The 26,065-nt window shown below is 62.3% G+C and carries 31 protein-coding genes; 20 read left to right on the top strand and 11 right to left on the bottom strand.

Annotation, left to right across the window (positions count from 1 at the left end; genetic code table 11):
• Window positions 1-6: 6 nt before the first annotated feature.
• On the bottom strand, window positions 7-1,464 hold the full coding sequence (locus tag ACFRJ8_RS19765) for a purine-cytosine permease family protein (protein ID WP_377988077.1): 1,458 nt from the start codon (window positions 1,462-1,464) through the stop codon (window positions 7-9).
• A gap of 185 nt (window positions 1,465-1,649) precedes the next feature.
• Between ACFRJ8_RS19765 and ACFRJ8_RS19760 the strand changes: the two genes are divergently transcribed.
• The 8 genes from ACFRJ8_RS19760 (at window position 1,650) to ACFRJ8_RS19725 (ending at window position 6,714) form a co-directional block, all read left to right on the top strand.
• Entirely contained in the window at window positions 1,650-2,273 is a 624-nt protein-coding gene (locus ACFRJ8_RS19760; RefSeq protein WP_377988076.1) for a TetR/AcrR family transcriptional regulator, read from the top strand.
• Window positions 2,270-2,449 (top strand): hypothetical protein, encoded by a 180-nt coding sequence (locus ACFRJ8_RS19755; RefSeq protein WP_377988075.1) that lies wholly within the window; start codon window positions 2,270-2,272, stop codon window positions 2,447-2,449. Before ACFRJ8_RS19760 ends, ACFRJ8_RS19755 begins: the two co-directional genes overlap by 4 nt.
• Before the next feature lie 252 nt (window positions 2,450-2,701).
• Complete coding sequence (locus ACFRJ8_RS19750; protein ID WP_377988074.1) at window positions 2,702-3,358, top strand: helicase associated domain-containing protein; 657 nt, start codon at window positions 2,702-2,704, stop codon at window positions 3,356-3,358.
• Window positions 3,359-3,685: 327 nt separating this feature from the next.
• Window positions 3,686-4,018 (top strand): hypothetical protein, encoded by a 333-nt coding sequence (locus ACFRJ8_RS19745; protein WP_377988073.1) that lies wholly within the window; start codon window positions 3,686-3,688, stop codon window positions 4,016-4,018.
• Window positions 3,999-4,310 (top strand): hypothetical protein, encoded by a 312-nt coding sequence (locus ACFRJ8_RS19740; RefSeq protein WP_377988072.1) that lies wholly within the window; start codon window positions 3,999-4,001, stop codon window positions 4,308-4,310. The genes ACFRJ8_RS19745 and ACFRJ8_RS19740 overlap by 20 nt, the downstream gene beginning before the upstream one ends.
• A 26-nt stretch (window positions 4,311-4,336) precedes the next feature.
• Window positions 4,337-4,621, top strand: coding sequence for a hypothetical protein (locus ACFRJ8_RS19735; RefSeq protein WP_377988071.1), 285 nt, complete (start codon window positions 4,337-4,339; stop codon window positions 4,619-4,621).
• Between the two features lie 437 nt (window positions 4,622-5,058).
• On the top strand, window positions 5,059-5,805 hold the full coding sequence (locus ACFRJ8_RS19730; RefSeq protein ID WP_377988070.1) for a hypothetical protein: 747 nt from the start codon (window positions 5,059-5,061) through the stop codon (window positions 5,803-5,805).
• Between the two features lie 12 nt (window positions 5,806-5,817).
• Window positions 5,818-6,714, top strand: a complete 897-nt coding sequence (locus ACFRJ8_RS19725) for a DNA/RNA non-specific endonuclease (protein ID WP_377988069.1) — start codon at window positions 5,818-5,820, stop codon at window positions 6,712-6,714.
• Between the two features lie 132 nt (window positions 6,715-6,846).
• Here the strand turns inward: ACFRJ8_RS19725 and ACFRJ8_RS19720 are convergent, their stop codons facing one another.
• Together ACFRJ8_RS19720 and ACFRJ8_RS19715 are read right to left on the bottom strand one after the other, a co-directional pair.
• Window positions 6,847-7,389, bottom strand: a complete 543-nt coding sequence (locus ACFRJ8_RS19720; protein ID WP_377988068.1) for a hypothetical protein — start codon at window positions 7,387-7,389, stop codon at window positions 6,847-6,849.
• Window positions 7,390-7,819: 430 nt separating this feature from the next.
• Window positions 7,820-8,299 carry a hypothetical protein gene (locus ACFRJ8_RS19715; protein ID WP_377988067.1) on the bottom strand — a complete coding sequence of 160 codons (480 nt, stop codon included), beginning with the start codon at window positions 8,297-8,299 and terminating at the stop codon, window positions 7,820-7,822.
• A gap of 820 nt (window positions 8,300-9,119) precedes the next feature.
• Here ACFRJ8_RS19715 and ACFRJ8_RS19710 point away from each other — a divergent pair.
• Complete coding sequence (locus ACFRJ8_RS19710; protein WP_377988066.1) at window positions 9,120-9,530, top strand: ester cyclase; 411 nt, start codon at window positions 9,120-9,122, stop codon at window positions 9,528-9,530.
• Between the two features lie 185 nt (window positions 9,531-9,715).
• Entirely contained in the window at window positions 9,716-10,186 is a 471-nt protein-coding gene (locus tag ACFRJ8_RS19705; protein WP_377988065.1) for a hypothetical protein, read from the top strand.
• A gap of 119 nt (window positions 10,187-10,305) precedes the next feature.
• Here the strand turns inward: ACFRJ8_RS19705 and ACFRJ8_RS19700 are convergent, their stop codons facing one another.
• Complete coding sequence (locus ACFRJ8_RS19700) at window positions 10,306-11,235, bottom strand: DUF695 domain-containing protein (protein WP_377988064.1); 930 nt, start codon at window positions 11,233-11,235, stop codon at window positions 10,306-10,308.
• A gap of 311 nt (window positions 11,236-11,546) precedes the next feature.
• Between ACFRJ8_RS19700 and ACFRJ8_RS19695 the strand changes: the two genes are divergently transcribed.
• Window positions 11,547-11,798, top strand: a complete 252-nt coding sequence (locus ACFRJ8_RS19695; protein ID WP_377988063.1) for a hypothetical protein — start codon at window positions 11,547-11,549, stop codon at window positions 11,796-11,798.
• 87 nt (window positions 11,799-11,885) lie between these two features.
• On the opposite strand, the gene ACFRJ8_RS19690 is transcribed toward ACFRJ8_RS19695, so the two are convergent.
• Together ACFRJ8_RS19690 and ACFRJ8_RS19685 are read right to left on the bottom strand one after the other, a co-directional pair.
• Window positions 11,886-12,599: an ASCH domain-containing protein gene (locus tag ACFRJ8_RS19690; RefSeq protein WP_377988062.1), complete on the bottom strand. Its 714-nt coding sequence runs from the start codon at window positions 12,597-12,599 to the stop codon at window positions 11,886-11,888.
• Between the two features lie 86 nt (window positions 12,600-12,685).
• Entirely contained in the window at window positions 12,686-13,687 is a 1,002-nt protein-coding gene (locus ACFRJ8_RS19685; protein WP_377988061.1) for a helix-turn-helix domain-containing protein, read from the bottom strand.
• Window positions 13,688-13,820: 133 nt separating this feature from the next.
• On the opposite strand from ACFRJ8_RS19685, the gene ACFRJ8_RS19680 reads away from it, so the two are divergent.
• The gene (locus tag ACFRJ8_RS19680) at window positions 13,821-14,189 is read left to right on the top strand and encodes a VOC family protein (protein WP_090582409.1); all 369 of its coding nucleotides are present in this window, start codon (window positions 13,821-13,823) and stop codon (window positions 14,187-14,189) included.
• A gap of 201 nt (window positions 14,190-14,390) precedes the next feature.
• On the opposite strand, the gene ACFRJ8_RS19675 is transcribed toward ACFRJ8_RS19680, so the two are convergent.
• Window positions 14,391-14,768: a hypothetical protein gene (locus ACFRJ8_RS19675; protein ID WP_377988060.1), complete on the bottom strand. Its 378-nt coding sequence runs from the start codon at window positions 14,766-14,768 to the stop codon at window positions 14,391-14,393.
• A gap of 396 nt (window positions 14,769-15,164) precedes the next feature.
• Between ACFRJ8_RS19675 and ACFRJ8_RS19670 the strand changes: the two genes are divergently transcribed.
• A complete protein-coding gene (locus tag ACFRJ8_RS19670; RefSeq protein ID WP_377988059.1) occupies window positions 15,165-15,356 on the top strand; it encodes a hypothetical protein in 192 nt (63 codons plus the stop codon).
• Window positions 15,357-15,419: 63 nt separating this feature from the next.
• On the opposite strand, the gene ACFRJ8_RS19665 is transcribed toward ACFRJ8_RS19670, so the two are convergent.
• Window positions 15,420-15,827: a hypothetical protein gene (locus ACFRJ8_RS19665; protein WP_377988058.1), complete on the bottom strand. Its 408-nt coding sequence runs from the start codon at window positions 15,825-15,827 to the stop codon at window positions 15,420-15,422.
• 245 nt (window positions 15,828-16,072) lie between these two features.
• Between ACFRJ8_RS19665 and ACFRJ8_RS19660 the strand changes: the two genes are divergently transcribed.
• From ACFRJ8_RS19660 to ACFRJ8_RS19640, 5 genes are all read left to right on the top strand, one after another.
• Window positions 16,073-16,519 (top strand): SRPBCC family protein, encoded by a 447-nt coding sequence (locus ACFRJ8_RS19660; RefSeq protein ID WP_377988057.1) that lies wholly within the window; start codon window positions 16,073-16,075, stop codon window positions 16,517-16,519.
• Between the two features lie 643 nt (window positions 16,520-17,162).
• Window positions 17,163-17,768, top strand: a complete 606-nt coding sequence (locus ACFRJ8_RS19655; protein ID WP_377988056.1) for a helix-turn-helix domain-containing protein — start codon at window positions 17,163-17,165, stop codon at window positions 17,766-17,768.
• Entirely contained in the window at window positions 17,761-18,501 is a 741-nt protein-coding gene (locus ACFRJ8_RS19650; protein WP_377988055.1) for a B3/4 domain-containing protein, read from the top strand. Before ACFRJ8_RS19655 ends, ACFRJ8_RS19650 begins: the two co-directional genes overlap by 8 nt.
• A gap of 120 nt (window positions 18,502-18,621) precedes the next feature.
• Window positions 18,622-19,479: a DMT family transporter gene (locus tag ACFRJ8_RS19645; protein WP_377988114.1), complete on the top strand. Its 858-nt coding sequence runs from the start codon at window positions 18,622-18,624 to the stop codon at window positions 19,477-19,479.
• A 543-nt stretch (window positions 19,480-20,022) separates the two neighbouring features.
• The gene (locus tag ACFRJ8_RS19640; RefSeq protein ID WP_377988054.1) at window positions 20,023-20,715 is read left to right on the top strand and encodes a hypothetical protein; all 693 of its coding nucleotides are present in this window, start codon (window positions 20,023-20,025) and stop codon (window positions 20,713-20,715) included.
• 519 nt (window positions 20,716-21,234) lie between these two features.
• On the opposite strand, the gene ACFRJ8_RS19635 is transcribed toward ACFRJ8_RS19640, so the two are convergent.
• The 3 genes from ACFRJ8_RS19635 to ACFRJ8_RS19625 all read right to left on the bottom strand — a co-directional run bounded on the left by ACFRJ8_RS19635 (window position 21,235) and on the right by ACFRJ8_RS19625 (window position 23,961).
• Window positions 21,235-21,777: a hypothetical protein gene (locus tag ACFRJ8_RS19635; protein ID WP_377988053.1), complete on the bottom strand. Its 543-nt coding sequence runs from the start codon at window positions 21,775-21,777 to the stop codon at window positions 21,235-21,237.
• Between the two features lie 625 nt (window positions 21,778-22,402).
• Window positions 22,403-22,606: a hypothetical protein gene (locus ACFRJ8_RS19630; protein ID WP_377988052.1), complete on the bottom strand. Its 204-nt coding sequence runs from the start codon at window positions 22,604-22,606 to the stop codon at window positions 22,403-22,405.
• A 737-nt stretch (window positions 22,607-23,343) separates the two neighbouring features.
• Window positions 23,344-23,961, bottom strand: coding sequence for a GntR family transcriptional regulator (locus ACFRJ8_RS19625; protein WP_377988051.1), 618 nt, complete (start codon window positions 23,959-23,961; stop codon window positions 23,344-23,346).
• Window positions 23,962-24,249: 288 nt separating this feature from the next.
• Here ACFRJ8_RS19625 and ACFRJ8_RS19620 point away from each other — a divergent pair, with 288 nt between their 5' ends.
• The gene (locus ACFRJ8_RS19620; protein ID WP_377988050.1) at window positions 24,250-25,020 is read left to right on the top strand and encodes an HpcH/HpaI aldolase/citrate lyase family protein; all 771 of its coding nucleotides are present in this window, start codon (window positions 24,250-24,252) and stop codon (window positions 25,018-25,020) included.
• Between the two features lie 56 nt (window positions 25,021-25,076).
• A complete protein-coding gene (locus ACFRJ8_RS19615; RefSeq protein ID WP_377988049.1) occupies window positions 25,077-25,877 on the top strand; it encodes a carbon-nitrogen hydrolase family protein in 801 nt (266 codons plus the stop codon).
• Window positions 25,878-26,065 lie beyond the last annotated feature (188 nt).

Genomic DNA, 26,065 nt, shown 5'->3' with positions numbered 1-26,065 from the left:
GTTCTCCTATTTCTGGTTCTGAGCGGAAAGCTGTTCGTCGCTGTGGCGCCGCGCGGCTTCTTCCGCATTGAGGTCGAGTGAGCGGCTCAGCAGCCAGTAGGCGATTGACGCCGTGGCGAGGCCGACGAGCCAGGCGATGTCGACGTCGCCAAGTGCGGCCGCCAGCGGACCGATGTAGCTCCAATCGCCGATGGCGGGGAGCACCATGAACGGGATTTCGCTCAACAGGCCGATGCCGAAGGCGGTGAGTCCCCGCCAGCCCCAGCCACCGTAGATGCCGTTCGGCGTGAAGAGGTCCGCGATGGCGTAGTGGCCCCGGCGGACCACGAAGAAGTCCACCAGGTTGGTGGCGGTCCACGGCACCAGGATGTAGAGCATCAGGGTCAAGGCCGAGAAGACAGTGGCTACCGAGCTTGCGTTGATAAACGAGGCGACCAGGTACCAGAGCACGGCGAGCACGAGGATGGTCACCACGCGGGCGGTGGTCTTCGGTTTGATGGGGCGTACGGAGTCGATAGTGGTCAGTACCGTGAGCGCCCCGCCGTAGGCGTTCATGCCCATGGTTGCGGTCAACGCGAGTGCGGAGAGCAACGCGGCTATGTCACCGAGCGGCGCGAAGATGGTGTTTCCGGCCAGTTGGAGGCCCGCGAGCCCGTCGGTTGCGCCCAGCGCGATGGACAGCCAGGCGCCCAGGGCAATCAGCCAGATGGCCGAGGACGAGGCGCCGAAGAATACTGCGGAAATGACTGATCGGGCCGGCGTGCTGGTGGGAAGGTAGCGCGAGTAGTCCGAAACGTACGGCGCGTAGGTGATGTTGTAGGCGGCGCAGGCAGCAAACTGGGCCATGAACGCCGGCCAGGTGAAGTCGTACTGCGTGGCGTCCCACGATCCGCCGGCACCCCCGCTGACGACGCCTATCGTCAGGATGGTCATGACGGGCAGAGAGACGTACAGCAGGATGCGGAACGCTTTGTGCAGCCAGTCATGGCCGAAGATCGCCAGGCCCGCTCCGGCAACGGTGGCCAGAATGGCGATGAGGGTCGGGTCCCAGGCAAAGGAACTGCCGAGGCCTTCGCTGAGGAGGACGGTGTCCGCCACATTGAATGCCACGTAGGTAAACAGCGTAGCTAGCAACGGAACAACCACGCCGCGATACCCGAACTGGGCCCTCGACTGAATCATCTGCGGCAGCCCCATGGTGGGTCCCTGCGAGGCATGGAATGCCATGAAGACCGTACCGACGCCGATGCCAAGCACGCTCGCAAGAATGGTCCACTCCAAGGAAAGCCCCATGGATGGGCCGATGAAGCCGATCGGGATAGAGAAATACTGGAAGTTACCCAGAAACCACAGAGGACCTTGGTGCCACAGTTTGCCGTGGCGTTCGTTCTCCGGAACCCAGTCTATTGAGCGGGCCTCGATGAGCCGCGCAGGGCTTCCTTGTCCAGGCAGATTGCTGGTCATGACCTTCCTTCCGATGGAGGAATGTCCCTACGCGAGAGCCAGGGACGTGGAATAGAGGAGCGTTGATGCCGACAAAGTTTCTTGGCAGACAACGAATGTTTTCAATAGCATATGGCCTGGATCACATTTAACCAAATGCGATTTGGTTACTTCGTGCTCGAGATTGTTGCTGCGATACTCGATGCATGGCTAGACCTCGAACGCAGCTCCTTTCCCGTGAGATCATCCTCGACGCCGCTCTGGAGCTCATCGACCAACACCAAGACTTCACAATTCTCGGAATCGGAAAGCACCTTGGCGTCAATCCGTCTTCGCTGTATCACCATCTCAGCGGCGGCAAGGACGAGATCGTCAACTCATTGCGCGAGAGGTTCTACAGGAGCATCGATGTCAAATCGATGAAGGACAGCAGAACGTCCTGGCAGTCCCGAATCGAACGCTGGGTGCGCACGTACCGGGAGGCCGTAGCCCAGTACCCGGCAGCAATTCCCCTGCTGATCGGGCGCGTCGTCGACGACTCCCCAACCCTCACCGTCTATGAGGCGCTGGCCGCGCTGCTGTTTGAAGCAGGAGTCCCCGCCCGAAGCCAGTTGGGGATTATTGCGATGCTTGACGCCTTGGTTTTCGGATCAGCCATCGACGCAGGGTCTCCTGAACCGCTTTGGGTACCAACACCGGACGGGCAGCCCAAACTGCGCGCGGCGGTCGCGTCCAGTGACGCGGCAGATCGTGTGGCCGATGGCCTCACTTTCGGGATCGAGGCGGCAGTCCGCCTCATTGAAGGGCTGATCCCGGTGCCAAGCCGTTGAATCTCCTGCAAAGGCAGGCAATCAATTCCGAAGGCCTGACCCTGGACCAGCTCGCGGCCGCAGACCGCATGCCCATCGCCCGCGCGCTGACCACCGCACCAGTCACCTCCACCTGGAGACGGCTGAACTCGCCGCTGGACCTCGACCTGGACTTCGACCTCAACGGCACGGACTGACACCCGGAAAGGTTTCCCCCGGCGGGAACCCCCGAAAAAATGGGCAGCCAGACCCCTGGTCCCCCGCTTGACCCGCACGGGACGGACCGGGCCGGAGCGCCGGCGCGCACCCGATCCGACTCCGGAGAGCTCTGCGACTCCAGACCCCGGGACCGACAACCGGCCGAGCGCCCGCGGACGCCCAAGAGCACTGTCTTTGAACCTGCCGTGCCTGTCCATGTTCCGGGACGTCCGTGGCAGGATGGGCCCATCATGGACAGGCGATTGCGGCGCGCTCCCGACGCCGAATGGGTGCTGATGTACCGGCTCGGACTGAGCCGGCAACGCATCGCCGCCCTGGTGCGCGCTGAACCCGCCACTGTCGGATACCACCTGGTCATCGCCCGACGCCAGGACCCCGGTCTCGAGTCCGAGCACCAGGCCGCCGCCGGCGCCGCGCCCGTTCCTTACCTCTCCGCCAAGGATCTCGCCCGCATGGACGAGCTCATCGCCTGGGTCAAGGCCGAAGGCCGGCTTCCCCGTGACCGGTCCGGGCAACGGAGTGAAAGGTCGATGGCGCGGTGGCTGTCGGTTCGCCGGCGTGAAGCCGCCGAGGGGACCCTGCAACCGGCCTACCGTAACGGTCTGGCCCACGTGCCCGGGTGGCTGGGAAACCTCAGGGAAGTCCAGGACGAGGCCCGCTGGCACCACCGGCTGGCACAGCTCGAGGACTTCCGGCACGAGGGCAACGACTGGCCCCGCCACAAGGACTGCGACTCAGAGCGTGAGCACACCCTCGGGGTGTGGATCCACACCCAGCGGTACAAACACCGCCGCGGCGAACTCGACCCAGTGAAGGCCAGGCTCCTGGACGACACCGTTCCCGGATGGCAGACCGGAAGAACCCGGGGCCGCCTTCCCCGTAGATAACCCGAAGTCGCGCCTCCCGGCGGCCCGCGGGCTAGGGACGTCACGCCAGCTAGTAGAGTTACACCGGTTCTCCAGTCCCCCCAGCTTGGAGAACCGGGAGCCTCCGCGCTTGAGTCCATGGATTCGCGCGGAGGCTTTCCTCGTAGGTCCCATCTAAGCCCCTCCCCGGTTGTGCCCATTGGGGACAGGTGGAGCCCACCGTGCAGCTCAGGCTGGGTGCAACCCGTTCGATTGTCGGACCCCTCCCCCATACTCAATCCTGCACATCTTCGAATAAATTTACTAGGCGGAAAATTTGTCATCGAATATAAGTTCTAAACTGAGGATATGAACCCGGAACAGGCGACCCGGCTGCAGGCGCAGTACGCGCGCCGTGCCAGCCCGATCGGGCTGACGGTGGAAGAGCTCGATTTCGAGCACTTCCCCGCCAAAAACGGGTTCCCCGGGATCCCGGTGAAGGCGTGGATCCGATTCCCGAACTGCGCCGAGCTGGTCGACGGCGAGGTCTATGCCTGGACGGCCAAAGCCGCCGAAGTGACGTGGAAGGACGGTCCGGTGACCTACCGGACCTGGGTGTGGAGCTCGGCAGTCACCCGCCGGGAAGAAATGATGACCAGGAACTTGGGAGAGCGCGTAGAACGTGACAGCAGTAGCGAATGAAACAACCCTGGACGTTGCCGTGGACGTCCGCTTCACAGCGGCCGGCACACCCCTGGCCGTCCGGTTCGATGGCCGGATCTGGGCCGTGGCCGCGGAACCGGTGCACTGGTTCGCCCGGGACGCCTGGTGGGACACCCGCCGCGACGCGGCCGTCGGCAGCGGCGACCTGGTGAGCATCGAATACTGGCGCGTCCAGGTCCGGCTCGGGTCCACCTCGGCGCTGCGGACCTTCACGCTGCGCCGCGACCCGTTGTCCGAGCAGTGGCTGTTGGAGTCCATCTCCGACAACTGAGCCCGGCCTGCGTATAGCGTGGGGCTATGGGACCCATTTACGATGACCCGCGGCTGGCCGGGCTCACGCTGATGCGCATTGCGGCAGAGGAATCCCAGGGCCCCGGCGAACTGACAGGGCGCATGCATGCGGTCCTGGACGACCTGGCCCAGCGAAACGGGACTGGGTATCTGGCCGAGCTGGCCATCGCCATGGCCCGGACCGGGTTCATCGCCCTCGATGAGCTGGCCAGGGTCACCGGCAACAGCACCACCGAACTGCTGGACGCGGTGGAACTCGACGCACTCGAAGGACTCGATGACGGCCGCTAGACCGCCAGCCGGAACCCGAATACTGGGTTCGGGGCGCCAGTCGGGTATTTCCATTTGGAACCCGCAGCTGCAGCTCTTCTATGTGCCCGGCCAGGCCGGGAAGGTTTGCTTCACCCCTTGATAGCTGTGCCAGATTTGCGGCTTCGCCGCCGGACGCAGGAGCCCTCCCGCCCAAAAAGGGCCCGGCGGTGCATGTTTGACCTCACGAAACAGGCCCGATAGCGGCTTCACAGGGTTTCCGCAGGGTCGAGGAGGCAGGATGTCGGTTATCTGGCTGGGGCGTTGGACTCCAGGACTCGTTCCGGTCAGTGCGCCGGGCGGGGCGATACTGCTCATACTTGTCACGCCCGGCGCCAGCTCCCGCTCTCGCTCGCAGACTTGAATACTTCGCCCGTACCGCAAGTTGCAGGAGCGGCGTCAGGGATTGGACAGCGGAAATGCCGGTCACCAGCAATGTCGCCTGGGACGAACGACTCGAGGCCTACAAGGGCAGGGACACTGCTCACTACATCGAGACGGTCAAGGCCTCGGCCAGCCGTTGCGCGGCCTGCCGGCTGCCTCTTGGCGCCGGCGCTGCCTTGTCCCTGACGGTGGACATCACCGAAGGCCGCGATCTGGACGGCATACCGTCGCTGACCTTCGATGCTGCCGTCTGTCATCTGCAGTGTCAGGAACCCGGCCTGTGGGTCTCCCAAGCAAGTGGTGTTATGCGGGACCTTTCCTCGTGTGGCGCCCGGATGGTCCTGAGCAGGGGCCCGTCGGGAACGATGAACATTCCCGTGCTGGCCTACACCCTCGTGCCGAATATGGTCTTCGGGGAACCGGGCGGGGAAATGACCTCCGCGCTGGTCGCGCTCCTGCTTCAGCATGGATTCCAGATGTCATTAAGTGCCAGCTACACGGAAATTCTTCAGCGCGCTGTCCATGCGCGGGACACATGTACCTGCACCGTGGCGGCCGGAGGTGCCGTTCAACTGCATGTTGATGGCTTCCTGATGCATTCCCAGCAACTGGACACGACGGACCCGAATGATTCCCTATGGCTGCAGGCAGCCGGGGCTGGGCATGTCCTGGTCATCAGCGGCGACAATCTGACGTTCACGGAAACTGGCCTGGAGCTGGCTGCCGCGGCGCGCCTCGGCACCCTGGTCACCGGATTTGTCCCGGCGTTCGCCGGGCACTGATACGGTCTGCCCATGGATGAACTAGTGCAAGCCCCGCTCGCATTGACTGTGGAAGATCTTTCCAATCGTCCCGGGTTCGATGAACAGTTCCTGGGTGTCAGGGTTGGCATTCCGGCCCTCGAGGGCGTCGAGTCGGTCCTGCTCCCCTACACCCACTTTTCCGTCCTAATGCGACTGGACAAACGCCTGGCCGCCGTCACTGCGCTCGGAATAGACGGCACCAAGATGATCGACCTGGACCGGTCCGGGATCCCGTGGAGACTGGATCCCCGGCTGCGGGCAGACCAGCAGACAGGCGATACCGTCTACGCCCACAACGACATCGACCGCGGCCACCTCGTCCGCAGGGCATCAGCAGTCTGGGGCGACACCCGGGCCGAAGCCGCCCGGGCCAACGCGGACACCTTCCACTACACGAACGCAGCCCCGCAGGCGGCCAAGTTTAACCAGGGACTGGACCTCTGGCTCGGTCTGGAGTCCTACCTGCAGGAAAACGCAGCCGACAACGCCCGGCGGCTCGTCGTCTTCACGGGCCCGATCTTCAGTGACACCGACCCCGTCTACCGCGGCGTGCAGATTCCGCTGAAGTTCTTCAAAGTCGCCGCATTCATGCACAACGGCTCCCTCGCCGCCACCGGATACGTCGTGGACCAAACACCGCAGCTGGCGGACCTCCCGGACGTACCCGGCCCTGGTGCACTCGACGAAGCTCCCCCACTGGGTCCGTTCCGAACATTCCAGGTACCCATCAGAGATATCGCGGTATTGACCGGGCTCGACCTGGAACAACTGAGCGCCGTGGACCGGATGCCCATTGCGTCAACCCTGCCCACCGCCCGGATCGCTTCAACCTGGCGGCGTCTTAGAACACCGCAGGACCTTGATCTCGACTTCGATCTAAGCGACTAGGAAGTCGCGACACGATCTACACGGGTCGAGGCTACGGTCAGCGGCGCGCGCCCCGATTCCTTGGAACCGGGACACCTGGCAGGACTCTACCGCACCCACCGCGATGCAGTTCGGGCTGTGCCGGTCCTCCGGTCAACCTTGGGCAAGTTGGGCGGCAGCAATGGCCAGCCCAGGAATGGAACCGATAAATCCAGCCGCAGCTGGACGGTAAATCGTTTCTGCCATCGTCGCCCAGCGTCCCCGCGTTGCCCCATCTGACTGACCGGCGGCCGCGTAGAGAGCAACCCATAGATCGTATAGCGACTGCTTTAGATCCGTTTCCCCGAACGCACGCTCTTCTGCGATACAACTGCGAATCGTTTGCACGATCTTGGATACGTGCAAACGAAGCTCCGGTGACAGGTTCTGGTCCTCCCCCAAAAGAGAAACGACATCGTCCAAGTAGGCCATGATTTCCATAACTCGTTCCGGAGTAGGTTCCGGTACGTGACCATCTATAGCGGCGGCCAAATTCTCCAGCGTGTCCATGGCGTGGACGGTAAAGATGCTTCCGTTGGAAGCAGAGTTCCACGCGTGCGGATAGTTGAGAATGGCTTTGGTCCAGAGGCGGAAGCTGCGTCGAAATGATTTGACGCGGTAGCCCCCGCGCTCAAGGTCGTCGATGCTGAACTTCATGGCTGCTAAGAGGCACATGGCGTGAAGATGCTCGTCTAGAGCGTTATCTTCATCTGCCTCAAGCCCCCGGGATTGGAGCGGGCTTGCCCCTGGATGCTCACCCCACGTCTCAAAGAGTTCAAGTAGTTCGTGCGCGGGGTTCCTCAACTAAGTCTCGCTAACTCTAGAAGTGCATATCCCCTGATCTTATCCATTGGGGCAGACACCATTTCTCCCGACCTCCACTCCCTCTGGAAGATTCCACCCCTCTCTCGCGGAACGATCTCCAGGTCGGACTTGTCCGGCAGCCAGCGGCCGCCTTAGACGGTGTTTCATTTCCTTGAAACCGGGACACCAGATGGAGCACTCCCGAGGATTCCTTCACCGGGGCTCGCGGGCACGGCTCCGGTCGAGGCTACTCGCCTGCGGACACTTCTTGGGGTGCCTCCACCTATGTGCCGACAACGGCGTACTCGCCGTTCAGTTTCTCGGCCAGGCGTTCGAGGTTGAACGTTGACACCTGGCCGCCCGCGATTTGGCTGAGGTCAACAACCATCCAATTCTTGCCTCGAACGAGGGGGATTTTGCCCTGACTTGAGTCAGCCAATATTTGATAGCTTTTCTCAAGAGCGTCCTGATTCGGGTAAAGGTCTATCTGGACATTTTCCGAACAGAGTCTCTGCGCCGAAGTGAGGCGGACGCCATCGCCCATGGGAACAACCGGATCGCCACCGGGTTTGGAATCGCAGCCCAAGACGTCATCGACGGCAGCGTAGGCCTCATCAATGGAGCCAAAAGATTGCGGGTCTTCGCCTCTTGGCTGCTGCCCCGCGCATCCCGTGAGCGGGACCGCCACAAGAGAAATCGCGACAAGGATATCCAGCCAACGACTGCACTTCATCACTTCTACCCCCAAGGTTATTGACGGCACTATTCCACACTGAGCGCCCCCGAGAAACCCAATCGTTGCCAGGTTCCATTTCCTTGAAACCGGGACAGCCATAGTGGGACGCTCCCCCGCTGACCGCGAAAAGCAGCCCGCCGTGTAACCTTGCCGTCTCATATGTTGTTCCACAACCCCCGCCACAATGACCCGTCACCAGTGCAACTTTCGGTACGGTGCACGGATTGTGACTGTTAACCCCGGGACAGCGGTTAAATCGCAGCCTGAAATGGCGGTTTTGCCGTTCTGTTTACGGAACCCTCACCGGGACAGTTCCGGCCCCCTTGGACTGAAGGCGGTGGGTTCGCTGATTTCTTTGCCAACGAGGGGCGTGAGGACCAATGCTCGGGAAAGTCACGCTAACGGGTTGATGACCCTTGAGCGTCGGGTAACGACCGTCTATCGACACCTGGCCGCGAGGAACGAAACACCGTGAAATCCACGTCGACAAGCCGTGTTGGGAAACAACGACGGAAAACCCTGGTGACAACAGAATCGACATGCTCAAGAACAAAATTGCCGCCAAATCAAGGAAGACCAATCACTAACGTGACTTTCCCGAGCATTGGTCCTCAACACCCTCGACTGGGGGCTGGCCCGCTCAACTCGGGAAAAGTACGTTCGGCAACTGGAAGATGACCATGGTCTCGCTCTCGGTTGTCACTTCCCCGGACTCGTCGCTGGCAGGGCTCTCATCTCCCCTGTCGCCTGATTGCAAGGCGATTCAAAGTGTCGGCCCACGCCCGGAGCAGAATCGGAGTAGACAGGGAGTGGGTCGCGAGATGCGCGACCGAATGGGAAGGCAGCTATGGCGACCGAGATCACCGAGAACAGCGCGGAAACCCAGGACGCGATCGCACGGATGCGCGACATGACGCTGCCGCTCGAGGAGCGATTCGATCCTGATTTTGTCGACCACGATCCCGCTGACGGCCAGCCGGCGGGTGGCGGCGGGCTCGCCTGGTACTGGGAGCAGTTCGGCACGTCGTTCTCGGACATCGAGCGGAACGTTCTCGAGACAATCGTGACCCCGACGAAGTTGATCACGATCATGGACCTGTCCGGCACCCACACCGGCGAGTTCCTCGGTCATGCGCCGACCGGCAGGCGCTTCACGGTGCGGAACGTGCAGGTCGTGGGGTTTCGCGACGGCAAAGTGGTCGATCGCTGGGGATCGACGGATGAGCTCGGGATCCTGACGCAGCTCGGGCTGGTCTGAGCCACCGGTCCCGTACCCACGTTCGCGGTACCATCCTCGGAATCGCTTTGCGGTTGGCCGGCACGCTGCCGAACCCTTTCCTCATTCCCCTGTTCGGGGCGCGAGGTGCGGCGCTCCTTGGCTGTCGTCTCGCGGGCCTGGGCTAGTTCGTCGCGCAGTTGGTCGACTTGGCGGCCGTAGGTGTCGTGGAGGTCCTTGACGCGCTGCTCCCCATGGGTGCGTTCACGCTCGACGTCGGCTCTGGCCACCTCACGTTCCGTTGCCAGGTTGCCAGGTTGCCACGCAGGTCGGTCACCGCGTCACGGGTACGCTCAAGGTCGGCCCGGGCACCCTCGAGCTTGCCCCGCACCTCCTCGGTCGCGGCCTCTCCGCGGCTGGCACGCGCCGCCTCCGCGTCGGTCGCGGCTCTCGGCCGCGATTGCATGCCGCTCTGCCTCGTCGCGGGCTCGCTCCTCCGCCTCGGCCCGTTGGGCCACGATGTCACGTTCCTGCTCGACCTGTCTGAGCTGCGCGCGTGCGGTTTCGAGGTCGGCCTGCAGCTCCGCGGCTTCGGTCTGAGCCTGCTCCCGGGCGGCCGCGGCGTCGCCTTGGAGCTGGTCATCTTGCCCGGGGGTGCTGATCCGGGTGTATCCGAGAATTGTGGATCGCAGCGGTAAAAGGCGTGGTTTCCGCAGCGCTTTATGGCCGAAGGACGCACGCAAGCGGATCCCTCAGCGGGCGCGCTCGGGCTGCCACCCCGGGCGCTAGAGGTTCGCCGGCAGGCCCGTTGCGGATCTCAGCCTGTGAACTGGCGTACGCGGCGCCAAGCCGGGTCAGGGGCAGACTCGATGGAAAGATGTCGAGCTCGAACCCAATCGGACAGCCCGGCTGCTACGTTCTGGTCTTCGCCGTCGGTGTAGACGTGGAAGGTGCGACGTCCGGAGGCGGTCTCGTGGCCAATGACCAGACCACGAGGACCAAGCAGCGATTCCAGCTCATCCTCGAGGCTTCGGAGTGAGTCGAGCGCGGCCCCGTCGGCTGGAAGTCCATTGTCCTGGGATGCAAATGAAGCATGGACACCGTGGTGAACGTCAAGAGTCGGGTGGTCGATCCAGCGCAGAGATCTTCTAAAGCTCGCGAACGCGGGAGTGCCATTGGCGTCTTCCCATCGGGATAGTGTCCACTTATCAGGGTCGTGGTGTTCGGCGATCGACTCGACAGCGCGGAGGATGCCGTCGCCGTTGGTGGAGTCCACCGAAGGCGCTGTAAGTGCCTCAATCTGGCCCAGCCAGCGCTCGACGTCATCCTCGCCGAGAAGCCAGTCAAGAACGAGGAATGACACTTGCAGTCTCGTGGACTCCGGAAGGTCCCGGAACACCGGGTGGTACACCCCGACATGGACCCTGAGCTCCTCCTCGGCGGTTTCGACGCGGAACTCGGTTTTCGACAGATCGAGCTTACTGCCGGCGATCTCCAACACGGTGCCCAGAGCGTTCGGGTCTGCTTCTTGGCTCGAACGGAACTCCCAGGTCGGATCTGCAGGCGGGGCAGCACGGAGCCAGCGCTGGGCCGAGGGCCGCACCTCCGCAGTTCCGCCCGCCGACACAGTGAGCCGGTGTTCGGACTCGCTTCCGGCGCCGAAGTGCCATGTCAGGTCCGGATGGATCGCTGCAACCCTCTGACTCAGCTGTTCAATAGCAGGCGATTGGTTCCGGGGATCGAGCATGTGGCCCTCCCTTACCCACCACTCCCAAAAGGCAGAGATAGGGTGCACGGGAGCGGACGGTTCTTTCCTACGGAAAAGGCGCATGGCGTAAAGAATTCCACGAAGGCTAATCCCTTACAACCTGCGGTTTTGTAGCTTCATGGGTTTTTGCGGTGGGGGTGGAGCGACTAACTGGCAGGTATTCCTGCTTTTAGGCGAAGATTCTTGATGTGCATGATTTGATCCTTTCCGCCCAGATCCAGCTAACCGCCAGGTTCGGGGCTGTCCCAGCACCGCCCTCGTACGGAGTGAGGCTAGGAGTCGCCGAAAACGTGCGATCACGTGATGTTCTTCCACTCAATGGCCTGAGGCATCCCGCCGCGACCGGGACCAGTGGCTGGTTCATCTGGCGCGGCGAAGAGATAGGAACCGTGCACGACTTCTTTGTTCCGTTGCACATCGAGCATCTGGATAGCTTGTGCCCGGAAGTCATTCCCTATCTCGCTTTGCCGCCGGGGTGGCGCTTCCTCTTGGCGCCTGGCTACGAAGACGTCTGGTATGACGATTCATTGCTGGACGTCTGATCAGAGGGCGATGACGCGGGCTCAGGCTCCACCCGCGTTCACCGCCCGGTTGAGGATCCCTCACCGGGCGGTGGCGTTCTGTGCGTCCTAGGCATGATCGGGGTCGGACGAAGCTACGTGAAAGTCCACGACGTCGACGAATGCGTCGGCCGGCATAGCCGGGTAGTGCCGTCGAAGACTTTCGAGGTAGCCCTCGACTGTTCCACCGTTAGAAAGGCGGAGTCGTTCGGGAGTTAGGCCATTAATCCGGTACCGCAGGACCTCAAGGATCTTCCCACGCAGTGGTGGACACTCCGCATCATCCTCGAAATAGAAAATCGCAAGCCCAACTGCAATCCGCTCGTCCCAGCGGACCGAAGAGGTTTTCCGTCCGCTTGCGACCGCGTCATAGTAGCGCCGGTTGAACCGGAACACTCGCTCGGCCTGCGCATCTGGAAAGAAGTATGTGTCCGAAAGGAGCTTGGCGATAGGGCGCATCTGGGGACCAGCAACGGTTGGGATCGCGACAAGAATATCGGGATGCAGATCGAGCATCACCTGCCGACAGCGGCCACACGGCGAAATGAGACCCCGTCCTCCATCGCCGGCGGCTGCCATCGCGACCAATGGACCAGCTCCGGCGGTTGCGGCAACCCCCAGCGTGACAAGCTCGGCGGAGGGTCCGCCGGTGAAATGATAGACATTGACAGCTGTGTGTATCCGGCCGTTGGTGTCCATGGCGGCGGCTGCCACGGTGTGGTTTGTGTCGTTACCGAGCGATCGAGCCAGCGCCTCTGCCGCCTCGATGACGCGGCGTTCCATTCCCAGGGGTTCCATGAGTAACAGCATCCCACGAGCCGTGCGACTCGCTAAGGCGTCGAAAAGGCGATCCTTTCCGGACTCGGTGGTCACTTCGCAGCGGTGAGCAGCCTGATGGCGGCGAGCTCCAAATTCACCAAGTCTGACTTGATCGCATTTATCTCTTGGTAGGCGGAAACCCGATCGTCCTCACTGTCCCTGCCATTGGAATGAAGGACAGCGAACGCCTTGCCGCCTCGGATCCTCCGCTGTGCCTCCAACGCGGGCAAGACAAGCGAGTCTTCGCCGGTGTGGAGCCGAAGCTTCCGAATATTGCGATCTACCGACTGAGCATTCTGAGTCATCTCTCTGCCGCTGTCGGTGTCCACCCATTCGATCCAATCGCGCTGCTTCCACTCTTGGCCAGTGCTCGACATGACCAGGATCTGCATAGTGTCTGCCCAGCGGTTCCCCGCTTGCACGAGGTCTGTGACAATGTCTCGCAGCTCGCTCTTCCTTGTGGCCTCACCCAACGCGGCGCCCTCTGCCTCGGAGCCGCTGAGCAACCGATCCTGCAACATCTCCAATTCGGCACGAGAAGCACGCTCGGTGGCTCCTGGCCGCCGCACAAATATCGTCCCTTCTGAAACCATGGGCCCCTTCGCCGCCTGATACGACTTCTGCAACAAGGCGATGCGGTCACCATCGCGCGGTGGCTCCACCGTTACTACGAGCACTGTCACATCGTTGAACGTCAGAGTTCGAGCGTCCCAATAAGGCCACCCGTGCCCCGTGTAACGATGAATGGCGTTTAGGAGCTCTGCACTGTCGGGGACTTGTTGTCCTTCAAGCGACCCTGGTTCGACTCCGACTAAGACGTAACCCACGCCCTCGAATGAGGCGGCCGCGACGGCGACGGGACGATTCGCCAACCCGAGAATCGCGCGACTAATGGCGAACGAGGCTTCTGCGCTAGTGAGGTCGGTGTATGCCGACTTCCATTCGATGGATCGACTCTCGTCCTCGGGCGCTGCCTCGAAGACAGCTTGAATGAGCGACTGTACTTGGTCGGGGGTGCGGAGCGCACGAGAGGTGTCAATTGAAAGAACCACATCACGATCCTGCCAGTCATTCTGTGAAGTCGGTAGCCGAGCTGACCGTCCGTAAACCGGTGGTTCAGCGGACGCCCTGGTGACCGCACGGATTCTTCACCGGGCAGGGGTCCGGCTCAGTAGAGTGGAACGCATGAGTCTTGAATGGGAACAAGTAATTGTCGATTCGGCACGACCGGCTGAGCTTGGACTTTGGTGGGCCAAAGCTTTGGGTTGGGTCGTGACTTTGGAAGCTGACGATGAGTTCGAAATTCGTTCTGCACCGGACCGGTTGCCAGGGTTGGTCTTCGTGCCGGTGGCAGATTCGAAGGTAACAAAGAATCGTCTTCACCTCGATTTTCGGCCAGACGATCCAGCGGCCGAGGTCGAGCGGATGGTCGCTCTGGGTGCCCGCAGGGTCGATGTTGGTCAAGGCGAGCGGCCGTGGACTGTACTTGAGGATCCAGAAGGCAACGAGTTCTGCGTTCTGGGAGCCCGAAAGAAGGCCAGTACCGACAGTTGAAAGTTCGGACAGACCACGGGGGCGCCCGTCAGCGAATCCTTTACCGGGCGCCGCCGAGAGTGAGCGTGACCAGTAACGGTCGTATTCGTGCGCTGGCCACACCGCATTGTCCGCGCAGCCGCACGTGAGCAGAGGCGCATCTCATTACCGCCGATACGAAACGCCGAGGCTAGTCGACGCACCGGATCGCGTCGCAGACGTTCACGGCTGGGCGTGACGCTCCAACGCGTCCAGAGTCGTCTCGGGCGATGTGTTGAAGCAGAAGGTGATTCCGGGCGATTCCGCATTGCACACGTTGATGATCCGTTCGAAGAGCTCGGTGTACTCCGGGATCATCCTGATGCCGCCCCCGATCATCACGAGGCCGAAACGATCACGACCGAACGCCGAGCGAATCTCTGCTTCGGCCTCGTCCGCGGAGGTGCCGATGAGGCAGTTGACGGCGTCGAAGCCGGCGGCCGTAGTGGCCCCGAACCCCGCTTCGATCCGTTCGGTCATCGTGGCCTCGTCGAGGCCAGGAGGCAGCTTGCTATAGTCGAGGGCTCGCGCGTGGATGCCGATCATGAGGATTCGAGTCATGGGCCTCATTGTGGCATGCACGCCTCACCAACGAATTAGCCAAACCGCACCACCAATCAGGCGGGCCCGCTGGATCCTTGCTCGACCCGCCCCGCCCCAGATGAGCTGTTCCTGTAGTGCAGAGGACTGCTGACGTTCCGTGCAGACGACTTCGAAAAATGACATCGGTGGGGCCGGCCCCAGGTTGCGACCGCCCGTTAGACGGTCCCCCACCGCGACACCCTCAACGTGCTCCCCCGCCGCGAAAAATCCCATACAGATACTCAGGTTCCAGATTCGCGTATACCCCGCCCGAAAAACTATCGCGCTTTGGTACCTCAACTGCATCACTTTGGAAGTGCAGAGGCCTGCGGGCGCGAGCGGGCGATGAAACGGTGCGGGCAGCATGGGGAAAGCATGGACCAGAGAACGAGAATATTGATCGCCGTCGCCGGCATTGCCGGTCTGAGTGCGCTCATACAGCTGCCGTTCGTGATCACCAAGCTCTCGGTCATTTTCTGGCCAGATCTTCTTGGCGGAATCATCGCCGCTGTAGTCACAGCCATTGTGGTGGTCTTTCTCCGCCGGCATCTTCGGCGTCCGGTATGACCGACGAGGAGTCAGACCGCCGCAGACATGGGCGGCTCTCCGGAACCGCCGGCCTAGCCTCGATTAAGCTGATGCGCTCTCGTCGGTCCGGCTGAACACCCATCGCACGCCGCCTCGCGCGAGCATGAGAACGATGATGAGTGCAGTCACTTGAAAGAAGCCGCCGAGACGGACAGCGTCGCCGAATGCCAGGTCAACCAGTCCGAGCACCATGAATTTGCTCCCCGGGAGCACCAGCAACAGGGTGATCGCGCTGACGATTCGAACCCGTCGAGTATCAGCCGACCGTATCCGCCCAACGATCTTCTTCTTCGCCCACAGCACGACTTCAAGGACGACCTTCAGCAGAATCGCCGTCAAGAGCGACAACAGGAATGTTTCGGATATGACGTCGGGAAACAGCTGGATGAACACTCCCAGTACCACGAGATAGACCAGCACGTCGACGAGATCTATCGGGCGGATCCGCATCCAGCGAGTATATCGATAGCGCCCGGACCGCCGTCCTGCCCGCGCGTGACACGCTGCACTGCGGCTGGACGATCCCGCGGATCAGCAATTAGTCCTTTGGGCGAGCCAGCCGGGTTTTAGCGGAAACGGTCGATTTGGACAGGTTCATTCGTAATTAGCGGTGCGGCCGTTTTCGCGGAGCATTCTGGAAACCCGACCTAGGCGAGCAAATCGCCGACAACGTAGGGGGCTGTCATAATCTGAGGATGGCCGTCTCCTTCGAATGCACAACGCGGACAAACACACCCAAGTCGGAATTGTTTGATCTTGCCCGCAACATCGATGCCCACAAAGACTCGATGGCGCGATCACGGGAGGATGCCGTCGCCGGCGTCAGGTCCGGCCTCATCTCCTTGGGCGAAGAAGTGACCTGGCGGGCGTGGCATTTCGGGATCCCGATTCGGATGACGAATCGGATCACCCAGATGGAAGCGCCAGATCATTTCGTGGATGAGCAAGTCAAGGGACCCTTCCTCCGGTTCCGGCACCTCCATGAGTTCAGCGAGGATTCGGAGGGAACCACGATGGTTGACCGGATCGAGTTCGCGGCGCCGTTCGGACCCGTTGGCCGACTGGCCGAGAAACTGGTTCTGGCCCGATATCTCCAGAAGCTCATCGAGAAGCGAAACCAGCACCTCACGGCAAGGCCGTAGCGCGGATGATCAATATCCGCACTGTTCACTATCCCGTAGGCTGCGCAGATCGTTGTGGAGCCTGGCGAGGCTCGTCTATCGAAGCACTACGTGGTTGTCACAAAATCCGTTTCAGATAGGACAACGAGTACCAGCGGCCACGGCAATGGTGGGTACGTACGGACGCACCCAACCGCCTCCGCGACCTGTAAGCATGAACGCCGCGAGAGATGCCGAGACCACGCGTGTTCTGACCCGTGAAATCCGGTGCACGGTGGCCGGCGTTCAGGAAGCTTCCCCTAGTGGTGCAAAAAGGGTCGTATTTGACCTGCCCGCGCGATACGTTCCCTTAGACAAGTCCGAGCGCTAGGCTCTCGCCCATGAAGCCTCGGGCAATCCTCGCTACGGCCCCTGCAGATGGTCGTTGTTGTTGTTGCAATAATCGTTGCTTGGATCCTTTGGCAGCCCGCCGTGGAACTGTTGTGACGCTCACTCATGCGAGTACGGGGGACGGAATCGGTCGTTATTGAAGTGCCCAGGCGAGAAACGCTAGCCTCGCCGTCGGTGCCCGGCAGCGAACGTAGCGTCCGTTTTGGTCCGCTTGATATTCCACGCCGAACGAGATCCGTAGTCCAATGCACTAATAGTGCACTATGATGCACTTATGGATGAGAGTACAACGACCTTGGCGTTGGCAATCGGCGCCAGGGTTAAGCAGGAGAGGCAGTCGCGGGGCTGGACGCTTGATCAGCTGGCGGAGTCTGCCGGGGTAAGCCGCAGGATGGTGGTCAACGTGGAGCAGGGTGCCGCGAATCCCAGCGTGGGAACCCTGCTGAGGATCAGCGACGCGCTCGGTGTGGGGCTGCCGGCGTTGGTCGAGCCGCCGCGGCCGAAGCCGGTGAAGGTCACCCGCAGTGGTGAAGGCGCTGCTTTGTGGATCGGTGAGTCCGGCGGCCGCGGGGTGTTGGTGGCAGGCACCGAGTCGCCTGACGTGGTTGAACTGTGGGACTGGACGCTGGGTGCGAGAGACCGTCACGTGAGCGAGGCCCACACCTCGGGCACCAAGGAGCTCTTGCAGGTCCAGCAGGGCACGGTCACGGTGGAGATCGCGGGCCAATCGGTCAGCCTCGATGCCGGCGATGCGTTGACGTTCCCGGGCGACGTGGCACACTCTTATGCCAATCCGGGCACGGAGCCGGCGAGGTTCTCCCTGGCCGTCTTCGAGCCGGGCGTGGCGACAGGACACCGGCCGGAGGCGTCCGATGCCTGAGTCGGGCATGCTTCAGGAATTCCTCGACGGCGGCCAGGTTGACCCCGCCGTTTTCGCGCTGCGGCCCGGCTACCGGGCGTTGCTGCTGGCCGTTGACGGACTCGTCCCGGGCCCGAGTGACCAGACCAGTGACGAGATGCTCCAGGCGGCGGAGACCTCAGCCCGCCAGCTGCTCAGCGACGGGCCGGTCGAGCAGCTTCCGCACGTCGCAGCCTGGCGCGAGGCTTACCAGGGCTTCGGAGCCAAACCCAGCCGAACGCGTAACAGCCTGGAGGCGCTCCTGCGCCGTGCGGTGTCTGGGTTGCCCCGGGTGAACCGTCTCACCGACTTCTATAACGCGGTTTCGGTGCTCCATCAGATCCCGCTGGGCGGGGAGGACCTAAACCGCTACAGTGGTGCGCCCCGGCTGGTCCGCGCCACGGGCAAGGAACCCTTCGATACCGCCGCCGACGGCGCCGCGGTGATCGAACACCCGGAACCTGGCGAGGTCGTGTGGTGCGACGATGCCGGGGTGACCTGCCGGCGCTGGAACTGGCGCCAGGCACGCCGTACTCAGCTCGGCGAGGACACCACCGCCGCACTGTTCATCCTCGACGCTCTCGAACCCATGACCGATGAGGCGCTCCACACCGCAGCCGAGGACCTGGCCGCCAGGCTGTCCCTGCTCGGTCCCGACGTCCGCGTCGCCCGCCGCCTGATAGCCGCCGGCACGCCAGCCAACGAAAGAGACTGACATGCTCATCCACCCCCGGATACACGCGATCGCTGACCGGCTGGCCCAAGGGGACCAGTCGTGAGCCAACGTGTCCCCAAGAATGTCCCGGTGCCGCCGTGGGGGCTGGCCGTTGCCGCCATGCTCTCGGTCCAGCTGAGCTCCGCCCTGTCAGTAAATCTCATTGCCGCGGTGGGGCCGGCCGGAACCGCCTGGCTCAGACTCAGCGTGGGAGCACTCATCTTCCTCGCCATCGCCCGCCCCCCGTTGCGCACGCTTCGCCGCCCCGACATCCCCGTGCTTCTGGGGCTGGGTGTCGCCACCGGACTGATGACCATCGCGTTTCTGGCCTCCATCGAACGCATCCCGCTCGGCACCGCCGTCGCGATCGAGTTCCTCGGTCCGCTGACCGTCGCCGCGGTTCGCGCCCACAGCGCACGGGTGCTTATCTGGCCAGCCCTGGCGCTGCTCGGCGTCGTCCTGCTGACCGAACCCTGGGCCGGTGCTATCAACCTCGCCGGTATCGGGTTCGCTGGGCTCGCGGCCATCGGGTGGGCCGCCTACATCCTGCTCACCCAACGGATCGGCGACCGCTTCACGGGCATCGGTGCACTCTCACTCACCGTTCCCGTCGCCGCTGCCACGGCAGCGGTCGTCGGCATCCCGCAGTCCGCCGGACACCTCACCCTCGGTGTCCTCGCAGCCGCCTTCGGACTGGCCGTCCTGATGCCGGTGCTGCCGATGGCGCTCGAGATGCTCGCCCTGCGCAGGATGACGCCCACCGCGTTCGGCACCCTGATGGCCCTCGAACCCGCCTTCGGCGTGCTCCTCGGGCTGCTCGTGCTCCACCAGCAACCCTCGCTAGTCCAATTCGGCGGCATCACGCTCGTCGTCCTCGCCGGCGCCGCCGCGCAACGCGGCGGCCGACGGCAACCGCACTCCCGCGAACACACCGGACCCCGCATGGACCCAGCACTCATCGACCAAGGGCCGAAGTAGGCGACAGTTCTCCAGCCAGGCCGGTCCGCCAGACTGTCGCTGCGCGAGAATTCCGAGATTGAGGTGCCCGCGCAGCCCAGCCCGCCCAGGCAGCGGCCGGCGCCTCAGACTTCGCTTCCCTGTAACCTCCCTGTAAGCAGCAGAGACGGTGGTTGAACAGATCCATGGGTACCGGCGAACTCCACCGCGGCCCATTAAGGTCCGCGGCGACATCGCAGATTCCGGCGCTGGCGGGCAACCCGAACAGGACCTCGCCCGTCGTGGACAACAACCAAAAGATGTCGCAGACACAGGCAAGGCAGAGATGGCCCGAACCCTGCGACGGACCACATCGGAACCCCTCGGCCGGCAGCGCCAACAGACCCCGTCAGTCGCTGCGGCGCGGAAACCCGCATCTGACTTCTGGGGGAGTGTCCTGCGTCGGCCTCTCGCAACGGAGTTGGGCGACCTGACCCGACGTTCCCGCAAACCAAACGTCCATCTGCTCTCGGCTCAGTGCGCGCCCAGGCCGGGATGGACCGCAGCCCTGCCTAGACTCGGTGGATGTCTAAGACTGCAAACCTGAAGGACGGCGCCGAACACCGCTGGCCGGCCGTAATCGGGCTGCTCATCGCACTGGGCCTCTATGCCGCCCTTCCGAGCGCCTTCCTGCCGGCCATCCGCTACACGGTGGTGGGAATCGGACTTGTGATGCTGATTCCCCTGCTGATCCTCAACCCCCGCCGCCTGCATAAAGAGACACGCTGGTCCAAACGATTAGCCACGGGCCAGGCACTCCTCCTCGTCGCCGCCAACGGCGTCGCCCTGGTGCAGCTCATCATTTTGCTGACCGACTCCAGCGGCGGCGACGGGCGCACACTCCTTTTGGCAGCACTGCAGATCTGGGTAACGAACGTCATCGCGTTCGCCCTGGTCTTCTGGGAGCTGGACCGCGGCGGACCGGTCGCACGGCGCAACACCCACCGGGACAACCTCCCGGCCGCGGACTTCCGGTTCCCCCAAGACGAAGACCACGACGCCGTCACGGAAGTGGCGACACGGTCCTCAGTCAAGAGCGGCTGGGTCGCTTCCTTCGTGGACTACACCTATTTCTCCCTGTCCAACTCCATGGCCTTCAGTCCCACCGACACCATGCCCCTGTCCCCCCGAGCCAAAATGATGATGGGACTCGAAGCCGCCGGAGGATTCGTGCTCCTGGCCCTCGTGATTGCCCACGCCGTCTCCCTGCTGGGCTAAGCCTCGGCCCGAGACGCTTCCCGCCCTCCCGCGCTGGACCCCGGCGGCCGCCCGCGCCAGCGAACGGCCCAAAGGCTGGGCGTGTGGTCCCCGGTGAGAACAGGCTGAACTGGAGCGCCGGGAAACCGTGAAAGTCGTCTGCGGTGCAATCATCGGACCGATGCCGGGCCCTCCGAGGTCGCCACCGGCCTGGTTCTGGACAGCGAACTGCGGATCGTCAGCCGGTCCTCCGTCAGCTGCGGGAGTGTGAAGCGATCGCCCGCACAGACTCCCTCACTACGGTTTTCGCTTGCCCAACGGCGTACCTCTCCATGTGAGGCATCGATCCGCTCGGGCGGGCACAACTGGTAACGCACCGCGCCGATTGAGACCGCCATCAGGCTTAGGCCTGCTGGCGTAGAAGCAACCTTCGTCATGGGGCTTACCCTAGCGCCCACGACAGGACGCACGGCGACCGATCCCTGATAGGACGTCCGTTCAGGGATCCTTCACCGGCACCGTTCTCGCATGGACGTCCACCTATGCCGGGCTAAGCTCAATCAGCTGCGGGGCCAGGCGAAAGACAAACCGGTCATCGGCGGACCACGGATGCTCGTCGTCACATCGAAAGCCACGCAGCCACGCTTGTCCGTCAACGACGCGAAGATAGAAGCCCTTGGGATAGTCGTCGTCTTCACTCAGCGCTTCGGCGCCCACCGTAAGGGCGCCGATGGGCGCCCTCCCTGAGGACATCACCGAACCAAGAGATGTCGCCTGCTCGCTCAGAGCCATGCGTAAATAGGGCCCCGTATCCGCCGGGCAGAGCAACAAGCCCTGTTGCTGCGCACTGTCGAGGATCTGGGGAAGAGTCACCCCATCAGGAAGCCCCAAGTCGGCGACCGTACGCTCGGTGACCACAATGGCGCGTATGGCCCTCTTGTCGAAGATGGCGTCCTCCAACAAGGTTTCAGCGTGCGCGTTGAGAAGGACACCTCGCGAGCCCAGCCTACTCATCAACTCAGCTCGGGATAGCCCCCCCCCGACAGAAACCCCAAGCCGTTCAATGTGAGCTGTCTCTGCCATGGCTTTCCTATCCGTGAGGGTGTGCTGCGAACGGACCCGTGAACTCTACAGGTAGGCAGGGTTCAGCGCGGAGCGAGGCACGGCCGGCGGCGCCGCTCAGACTCGAATCGCCCCGCCCGTAAGCCGGACCTCATCCGCGCCCGCACCCGCGAAGGCATGCAGGTCGCCCGGAGCACGGTGTACCGCATCGTCCAACGCACCCCGTAGTCACCGCGTCAATCAAAACCTCAGCAGTCCCATTCTTGAGGACACCCTCGAAAGAGCCCCCAGCACTTCACAGCGGCGTTGACCAAGGCGATGCACTAAAGGACAGGACTGCTTATTCAGCCGGATAGCCAGGCTGCCGCTCAAGGAACGCCTTCACCCGTTCAACATACTGTCGGCAGTAGAGCCTGTGCTGCTGTTCATATTCGTGGAAATATCCGGCGGCCCCGGCTGGCAACGTGAAGTACTGCCCGTGTTCGAGGACCGTTGCACCACCGTCACCATCACGCAGTGACGTCCGTCCCCGCGCAGCTGGATCCTCTCCCCCCAGGGTCCTGGTGATCGCCAGCTCCTGCGGAACCTCTTCCGTCACTTCCAGGGCTGAGACACGTTCCAGTCCGTCCCGGATCGAGATGAAAACTTAGACCTCTCCCGCACCCTCTATGCCCGGCGCCTTGAAGCCGCGCACAATGTCTGGGTCCATGAGAACACTGTTCTCCGGCGGCTTGATGAATTCCCAAACCTGCCGACGTGTGGCAAAGATTGCGGTACAAGCCGATACGTAATGCATGGCAGATTCTGCCGTTGGCGGGGTGACCTTCTTGCGTTCGAACAGAGGACTCATGGCGAGAGTGTTTCACCGTCCGGACTGTCCAACAACGCGACCCGCTGGGGTGTCATTCGGACGGCGTCAACAACGATCGTTTGACTAGCTGCCTTGAAGGGGCTTCCAGGGGCCTCTGACTGCCGAGGGAGTAAGCACGAGAACCCGGATATCCCATCACAGCCGGCAACTCTCCGTATTCTCTCAATCCCGAACAATTGGCTGTTGTGAGACAGTCCCTTTGTTGGACGGCATTTCGAGACAGCGCCGGCCCTTGTGGTGCCGAGAACTCCTCAGGCCCCCGGCGATCCGCCGCCAGTCTCATTAATCGATCGTTTGTGAGACTGAGGTGCGCCAAGGATTGCGCCAAGGATGTGCGACAGTGCCTGCCACTGGCCCGCTGGGAACACGACGAGCATCCCCGAGGTTATTCTGCAGGTTTTGGGGAACATCTTCATTGAAGATAGCTCCGGAACGAGGGCGCCCGCGTGAGTCGCCGCATCCGAAGAACTGATCCTGGCGTTCCACCACCTAGGAACTGCGATGCCAAACTCAACTGGAGCGCCGCACCGCATTTTCACCACGCTGGGGGAACTTGGCCGTAACTGCGAGTGGGGTCAGAGACAATTGTCATACCGGGGCCGCCAAACCTGTCACCGTCAGAGGGCGCCGCAGCCCCAGTCGTCCACACCCAAGCTAGGCACTCCCGTACACCGGTCTGACGCTAGGGCAGCTACACCTGCATGCTGCGCTCACCATCAGTCGTCGGCGGGTAGAGCAGACATGATTTCAGAGATTGGCCGAAGGTGGAGCTCCAACAGACGGAGCCCGGACTCCGCATCGTGACTTGAGATGGCATCGACAATCGCGCGGTGCTGCTTGTTGATGATCTCGACCCGCTCCGGTCGAGCCGTCAGTGCCCGGACGGCCACTCGCTGTTGGCGGGAGCGGAGAGTGTCATAGAGTTCTGTCAGAACTGTATTCTCAGCCGCGGCCACGATTGCCCGGTGAAAGCGCCGGTCGAGGAACGATACGGTGAACCAATCCAAAGCGTCACTGGCCTGCTCCATCTGCTCGATCAGGCCTAACATCTCGACCGGCACTCTGCGCCCTAATGCACACATCACAGTGAGGGCGTGGCCTTCTATGAGTAGCCGAGTACGGTAGACCTCCTCCAGTTCCCGCGAGGTCACTGTACGAACTTGGGCGCCCTTGCGCGGCAGCAAACTTATGAATCGCTCAGCCGCCAGCTGGTGGAACGCCTCGCGGACCGGCGTACGGGAAACGCCGACAGCCTCACAAACCCACTGCTCATCTAAAAAACGACCAGCTTCTATGCTGCCCCTGATGATTTCATCACGCAGCCACTCGTACACACGGATCCTGGCAGGGCCAGCGGTTGTGGGAGGAGGTGCCTCAAAAGTCGTCATCGTTACCTTCTCCTTTAGTGGGAGCCTCGCTTGTATACGCGTCGTATGCGCAGCTCACAAACCGAGGACATGGCCTGTGCCACATTGACCCAACCCCCTTCCCCCTCCTACTAGATTGACACCAAACCGGTCATATCTCAAGTATCCCTTGTGTATACGTGGCGGATATGTTCTTCTTTAGTGACTGCAGATGTGGCGTAGAACACGCACATTCTTTTGATGAGGAGATATTAAATGCATGTTGTTCCCGCCAACCGACAGTTCGCCATCTGGCTGTCAGACCCAAGCTTTGCGGCCGCCGAGATAGCTCGCGGAATCGGTTACGGGGCCGTCGTGCTGGACATTGAACATGGCTCTTTCGACCTCGCTGACCTTGAGCGCTTCATTCCTTTCCTTAAGTCCATCGACATGGATGTCATCGCGAAGGTCCTGGGTCCAGAGCGGGGACCGATCCAGCAGGCGCTCGACTTCGGTGCCAATGCGGTCGTCATTCCACACGTCGAGAATCTGGCCCATGCAAGGGCCGTAACGGCTTTCGCGAAGTTCCCCCCGCTCGGGGACCGTAGTTTCGCCGGTGGCCGGACCAGCTCCTATGGCGGCTTTACGGACGAATGGGTGACCCTGCAGGACGTACAGACCCGCTGTTATCCCATGATCGAGGACGCCGGCGCGCTGGAGGACGTGGAAGCCATTCTCGCTCTGGATACAGTCGACGGCGTCTTTGTTGGCCCGTCCGATCTGTCTCTGCGTCGAGAGCGTGGGGCGTATTCACGCACCGAGGGCGACTTCGCGGATCTGGAGCGGGTGGCCAGGGCTGCGGCAGCAGCTGGCAAGGCCTGGGTTCTGCCTGCCTGGAGCCTCGAGGAAAAGGAATTTGCGCTCCGGAACGGTGCAGATCAGCTGGCACTGATGATGCAGCACGGCGCCCTCGTTGCCGGTTTTACAGCTCCGTATGAGCAGGCTCAGGCTCTTGCCCACTCGCTCGTCGCCCGGGCTGCCGTCTAGGCAGAATGCCACCCGGTTCTGATACGCACTGGGTTTCGCACAAAAGGAGAATTTTCATGGTCAACATTGCAGTAGCCCAGTTTGCTCCTGGCTTGGACAAACAGCAGAACGAAAAAGACATTGCGGAACTCGTCAGCGAGGCCGCCCAGCTGGGCGCCCGTCTGGTGGTATTGCCTGAGTACGCGATGTTCACCGCACCGTCCATGGACGGGAGCTTCCTGGACACGGCAGAACCTCTGTCAGGACCTTTCGTCACCGGCCTCTCTGAGTTGGCCCGTGAACTCTCCATCTTCGTTGTTGCGGGGATCAACGAAGAGCTTGAGGGCGGAGAGCAGATCTCCAACACTCTGGTTGCGGTCGGACCCCAGGGTGGGGTGGTCGCGATCTACCGGAAATTGCACCTTTACGACGCGTTCGGTTACCAAGAATCCGCTCTTGTGCGCCCTGGCGAGATAGAAGCGCCGGAAACCTTCGAGATCGATGGTATTAGCTTCGGAATGCAGACCTGCTACGACCTTCGGTTCCCCGAAGTCACCCGCAGGATCGTCGACGCCGGCGCGCAGGTGCTTCTACTTCCGGCCGAGTGGGTGCCTGGTCCTCTGAAAGAAGACCACTGGACCACGCTGCTTCGGGCAAGGGCCATCGAGAACACAATCTATGTCGCCGCCGCCGATCAGTGTGCACCAACAGGGGCCGGCAACAGCATGATCGTTGACCCAATGGGTGTTGTACTCGCGTCATTGGGCGAACAGAAGGCCGTGGCAACCGCTGAACTCACCGAAGAGCGTCTGCGGACCGTCCGGCTAAAGAACCCGGCACTCGAACTTCGACGATTCACGATCGCAGCCAACTCCTGAGACGTCTCGTCATCGTCCCCCGACACCGCAGTTTGAGACACGGGGAAAGACCATCCGAACCGGACCCGTTCGTCCGTTTCAAAACTTGAACCTTCCGGAGGCATACATGTTTGGAAAGAAGTTTGTTCGGCCGGCCACAGCCAGCCATGGCACTACGCGGCGCGCTTCGCGTACAGCCAGCCTGACCG

Source organism: Arthrobacter sp. NPDC056886 (assembly GCF_042788715.1).
Lineage (GTDB): Bacteria > Actinomycetota > Actinomycetes > Actinomycetales > Micrococcaceae > Arthrobacter.
The sequence above is the reverse complement of the archived record's forward strand: the minus strand, read 5'-3'. Positions and strand labels throughout refer to the sequence as shown.

Bases quoted from the DNA above. Each gene is read 5' to 3' on its own strand.
- ACFRJ8_RS19765 (WP_377988077.1), bottom strand. From the start codon at position 1,464: ATGACCAGCAATCTGCCTGGACAAGGAAGCCCTGCGCGGCTCATCGAG.
- ACFRJ8_RS19760 (WP_377988076.1), top strand. From the start codon at position 1,650: ATGGCTAGACCTCGAACGCAGCTCCTTTCCCGTGAGATCATCCTCGAC.
- ACFRJ8_RS19750 (WP_377988074.1), top strand. From the start codon at position 2,702: ATGGACAGGCGATTGCGGCGCGCTCCCGACGCCGAATGGGTGCTGATG.
- ACFRJ8_RS19745 (WP_377988073.1), top strand. From the start codon at position 3,686: ATGAACCCGGAACAGGCGACCCGGCTGCAGGCGCAGTACGCGCGCCGT.
- ACFRJ8_RS19735 (WP_377988071.1), top strand. From the start codon at position 4,337: ATGGGACCCATTTACGATGACCCGCGGCTGGCCGGGCTCACGCTGATG.
- ACFRJ8_RS19730 (WP_377988070.1), top strand. From the start codon at position 5,059: ATGCCGGTCACCAGCAATGTCGCCTGGGACGAACGACTCGAGGCCTAC.
- ACFRJ8_RS19725 (WP_377988069.1), top strand. From the start codon at position 5,818: ATGGATGAACTAGTGCAAGCCCCGCTCGCATTGACTGTGGAAGATCTT.
- ACFRJ8_RS19720 (WP_377988068.1), bottom strand. From the start codon at position 7,389: ATGAAGTTCAGCATCGACGACCTTGAGCGCGGGGGCTACCGCGTCAAA.
- ACFRJ8_RS19710 (WP_377988066.1), top strand. From the start codon at position 9,120: ATGGCGACCGAGATCACCGAGAACAGCGCGGAAACCCAGGACGCGATC.
- ACFRJ8_RS19700 (WP_377988064.1), bottom strand. From the start codon at position 11,235: ATGCTCGATCCCCGGAACCAATCGCCTGCTATTGAACAGCTGAGTCAG.
- ACFRJ8_RS19690 (WP_377988062.1), bottom strand. From the start codon at position 12,599: ATGGAACGCCGCGTCATCGAGGCGGCAGAGGCGCTGGCTCGATCGCTC.
- ACFRJ8_RS19680 (WP_090582409.1), top strand. From the start codon at position 13,821: ATGAGTCTTGAATGGGAACAAGTAATTGTCGATTCGGCACGACCGGCT.
- ACFRJ8_RS19675 (WP_377988060.1), bottom strand. From the start codon at position 14,768: ATGACTCGAATCCTCATGATCGGCATCCACGCGCGAGCCCTCGACTAT.
- ACFRJ8_RS19670 (WP_377988059.1), top strand. From the start codon at position 15,165: ATGGACCAGAGAACGAGAATATTGATCGCCGTCGCCGGCATTGCCGGT.
- ACFRJ8_RS19665 (WP_377988058.1), bottom strand. From the start codon at position 15,827: ATGCGGATCCGCCCGATAGATCTCGTCGACGTGCTGGTCTATCTCGTG.
- ACFRJ8_RS19660 (WP_377988057.1), top strand. From the start codon at position 16,073: ATGGCCGTCTCCTTCGAATGCACAACGCGGACAAACACACCCAAGTCG.
- ACFRJ8_RS19655 (WP_377988056.1), top strand. From the start codon at position 17,163: ATGGATGAGAGTACAACGACCTTGGCGTTGGCAATCGGCGCCAGGGTT.
- ACFRJ8_RS19650 (WP_377988055.1), top strand. From the start codon at position 17,761: ATGCCTGAGTCGGGCATGCTTCAGGAATTCCTCGACGGCGGCCAGGTT.
- ACFRJ8_RS19645 (WP_377988114.1), top strand. From the start codon at position 18,622: ATGCTCTCGGTCCAGCTGAGCTCCGCCCTGTCAGTAAATCTCATTGCC.
- ACFRJ8_RS19640 (WP_377988054.1), top strand. From the start codon at position 20,023: ATGTCTAAGACTGCAAACCTGAAGGACGGCGCCGAACACCGCTGGCCG.
- ACFRJ8_RS19635 (WP_377988053.1), bottom strand. From the start codon at position 21,777: ATGGCAGAGACAGCTCACATTGAACGGCTTGGGGTTTCTGTCGGGGGG.
- ACFRJ8_RS19630 (WP_377988052.1), bottom strand. From the start codon at position 22,606: ATGAGTCCTCTGTTCGAACGCAAGAAGGTCACCCCGCCAACGGCAGAA.
- ACFRJ8_RS19620 (WP_377988050.1), top strand. From the start codon at position 24,250: ATGCATGTTGTTCCCGCCAACCGACAGTTCGCCATCTGGCTGTCAGAC.
- ACFRJ8_RS19615 (WP_377988049.1), top strand. From the start codon at position 25,077: ATGGTCAACATTGCAGTAGCCCAGTTTGCTCCTGGCTTGGACAAACAG.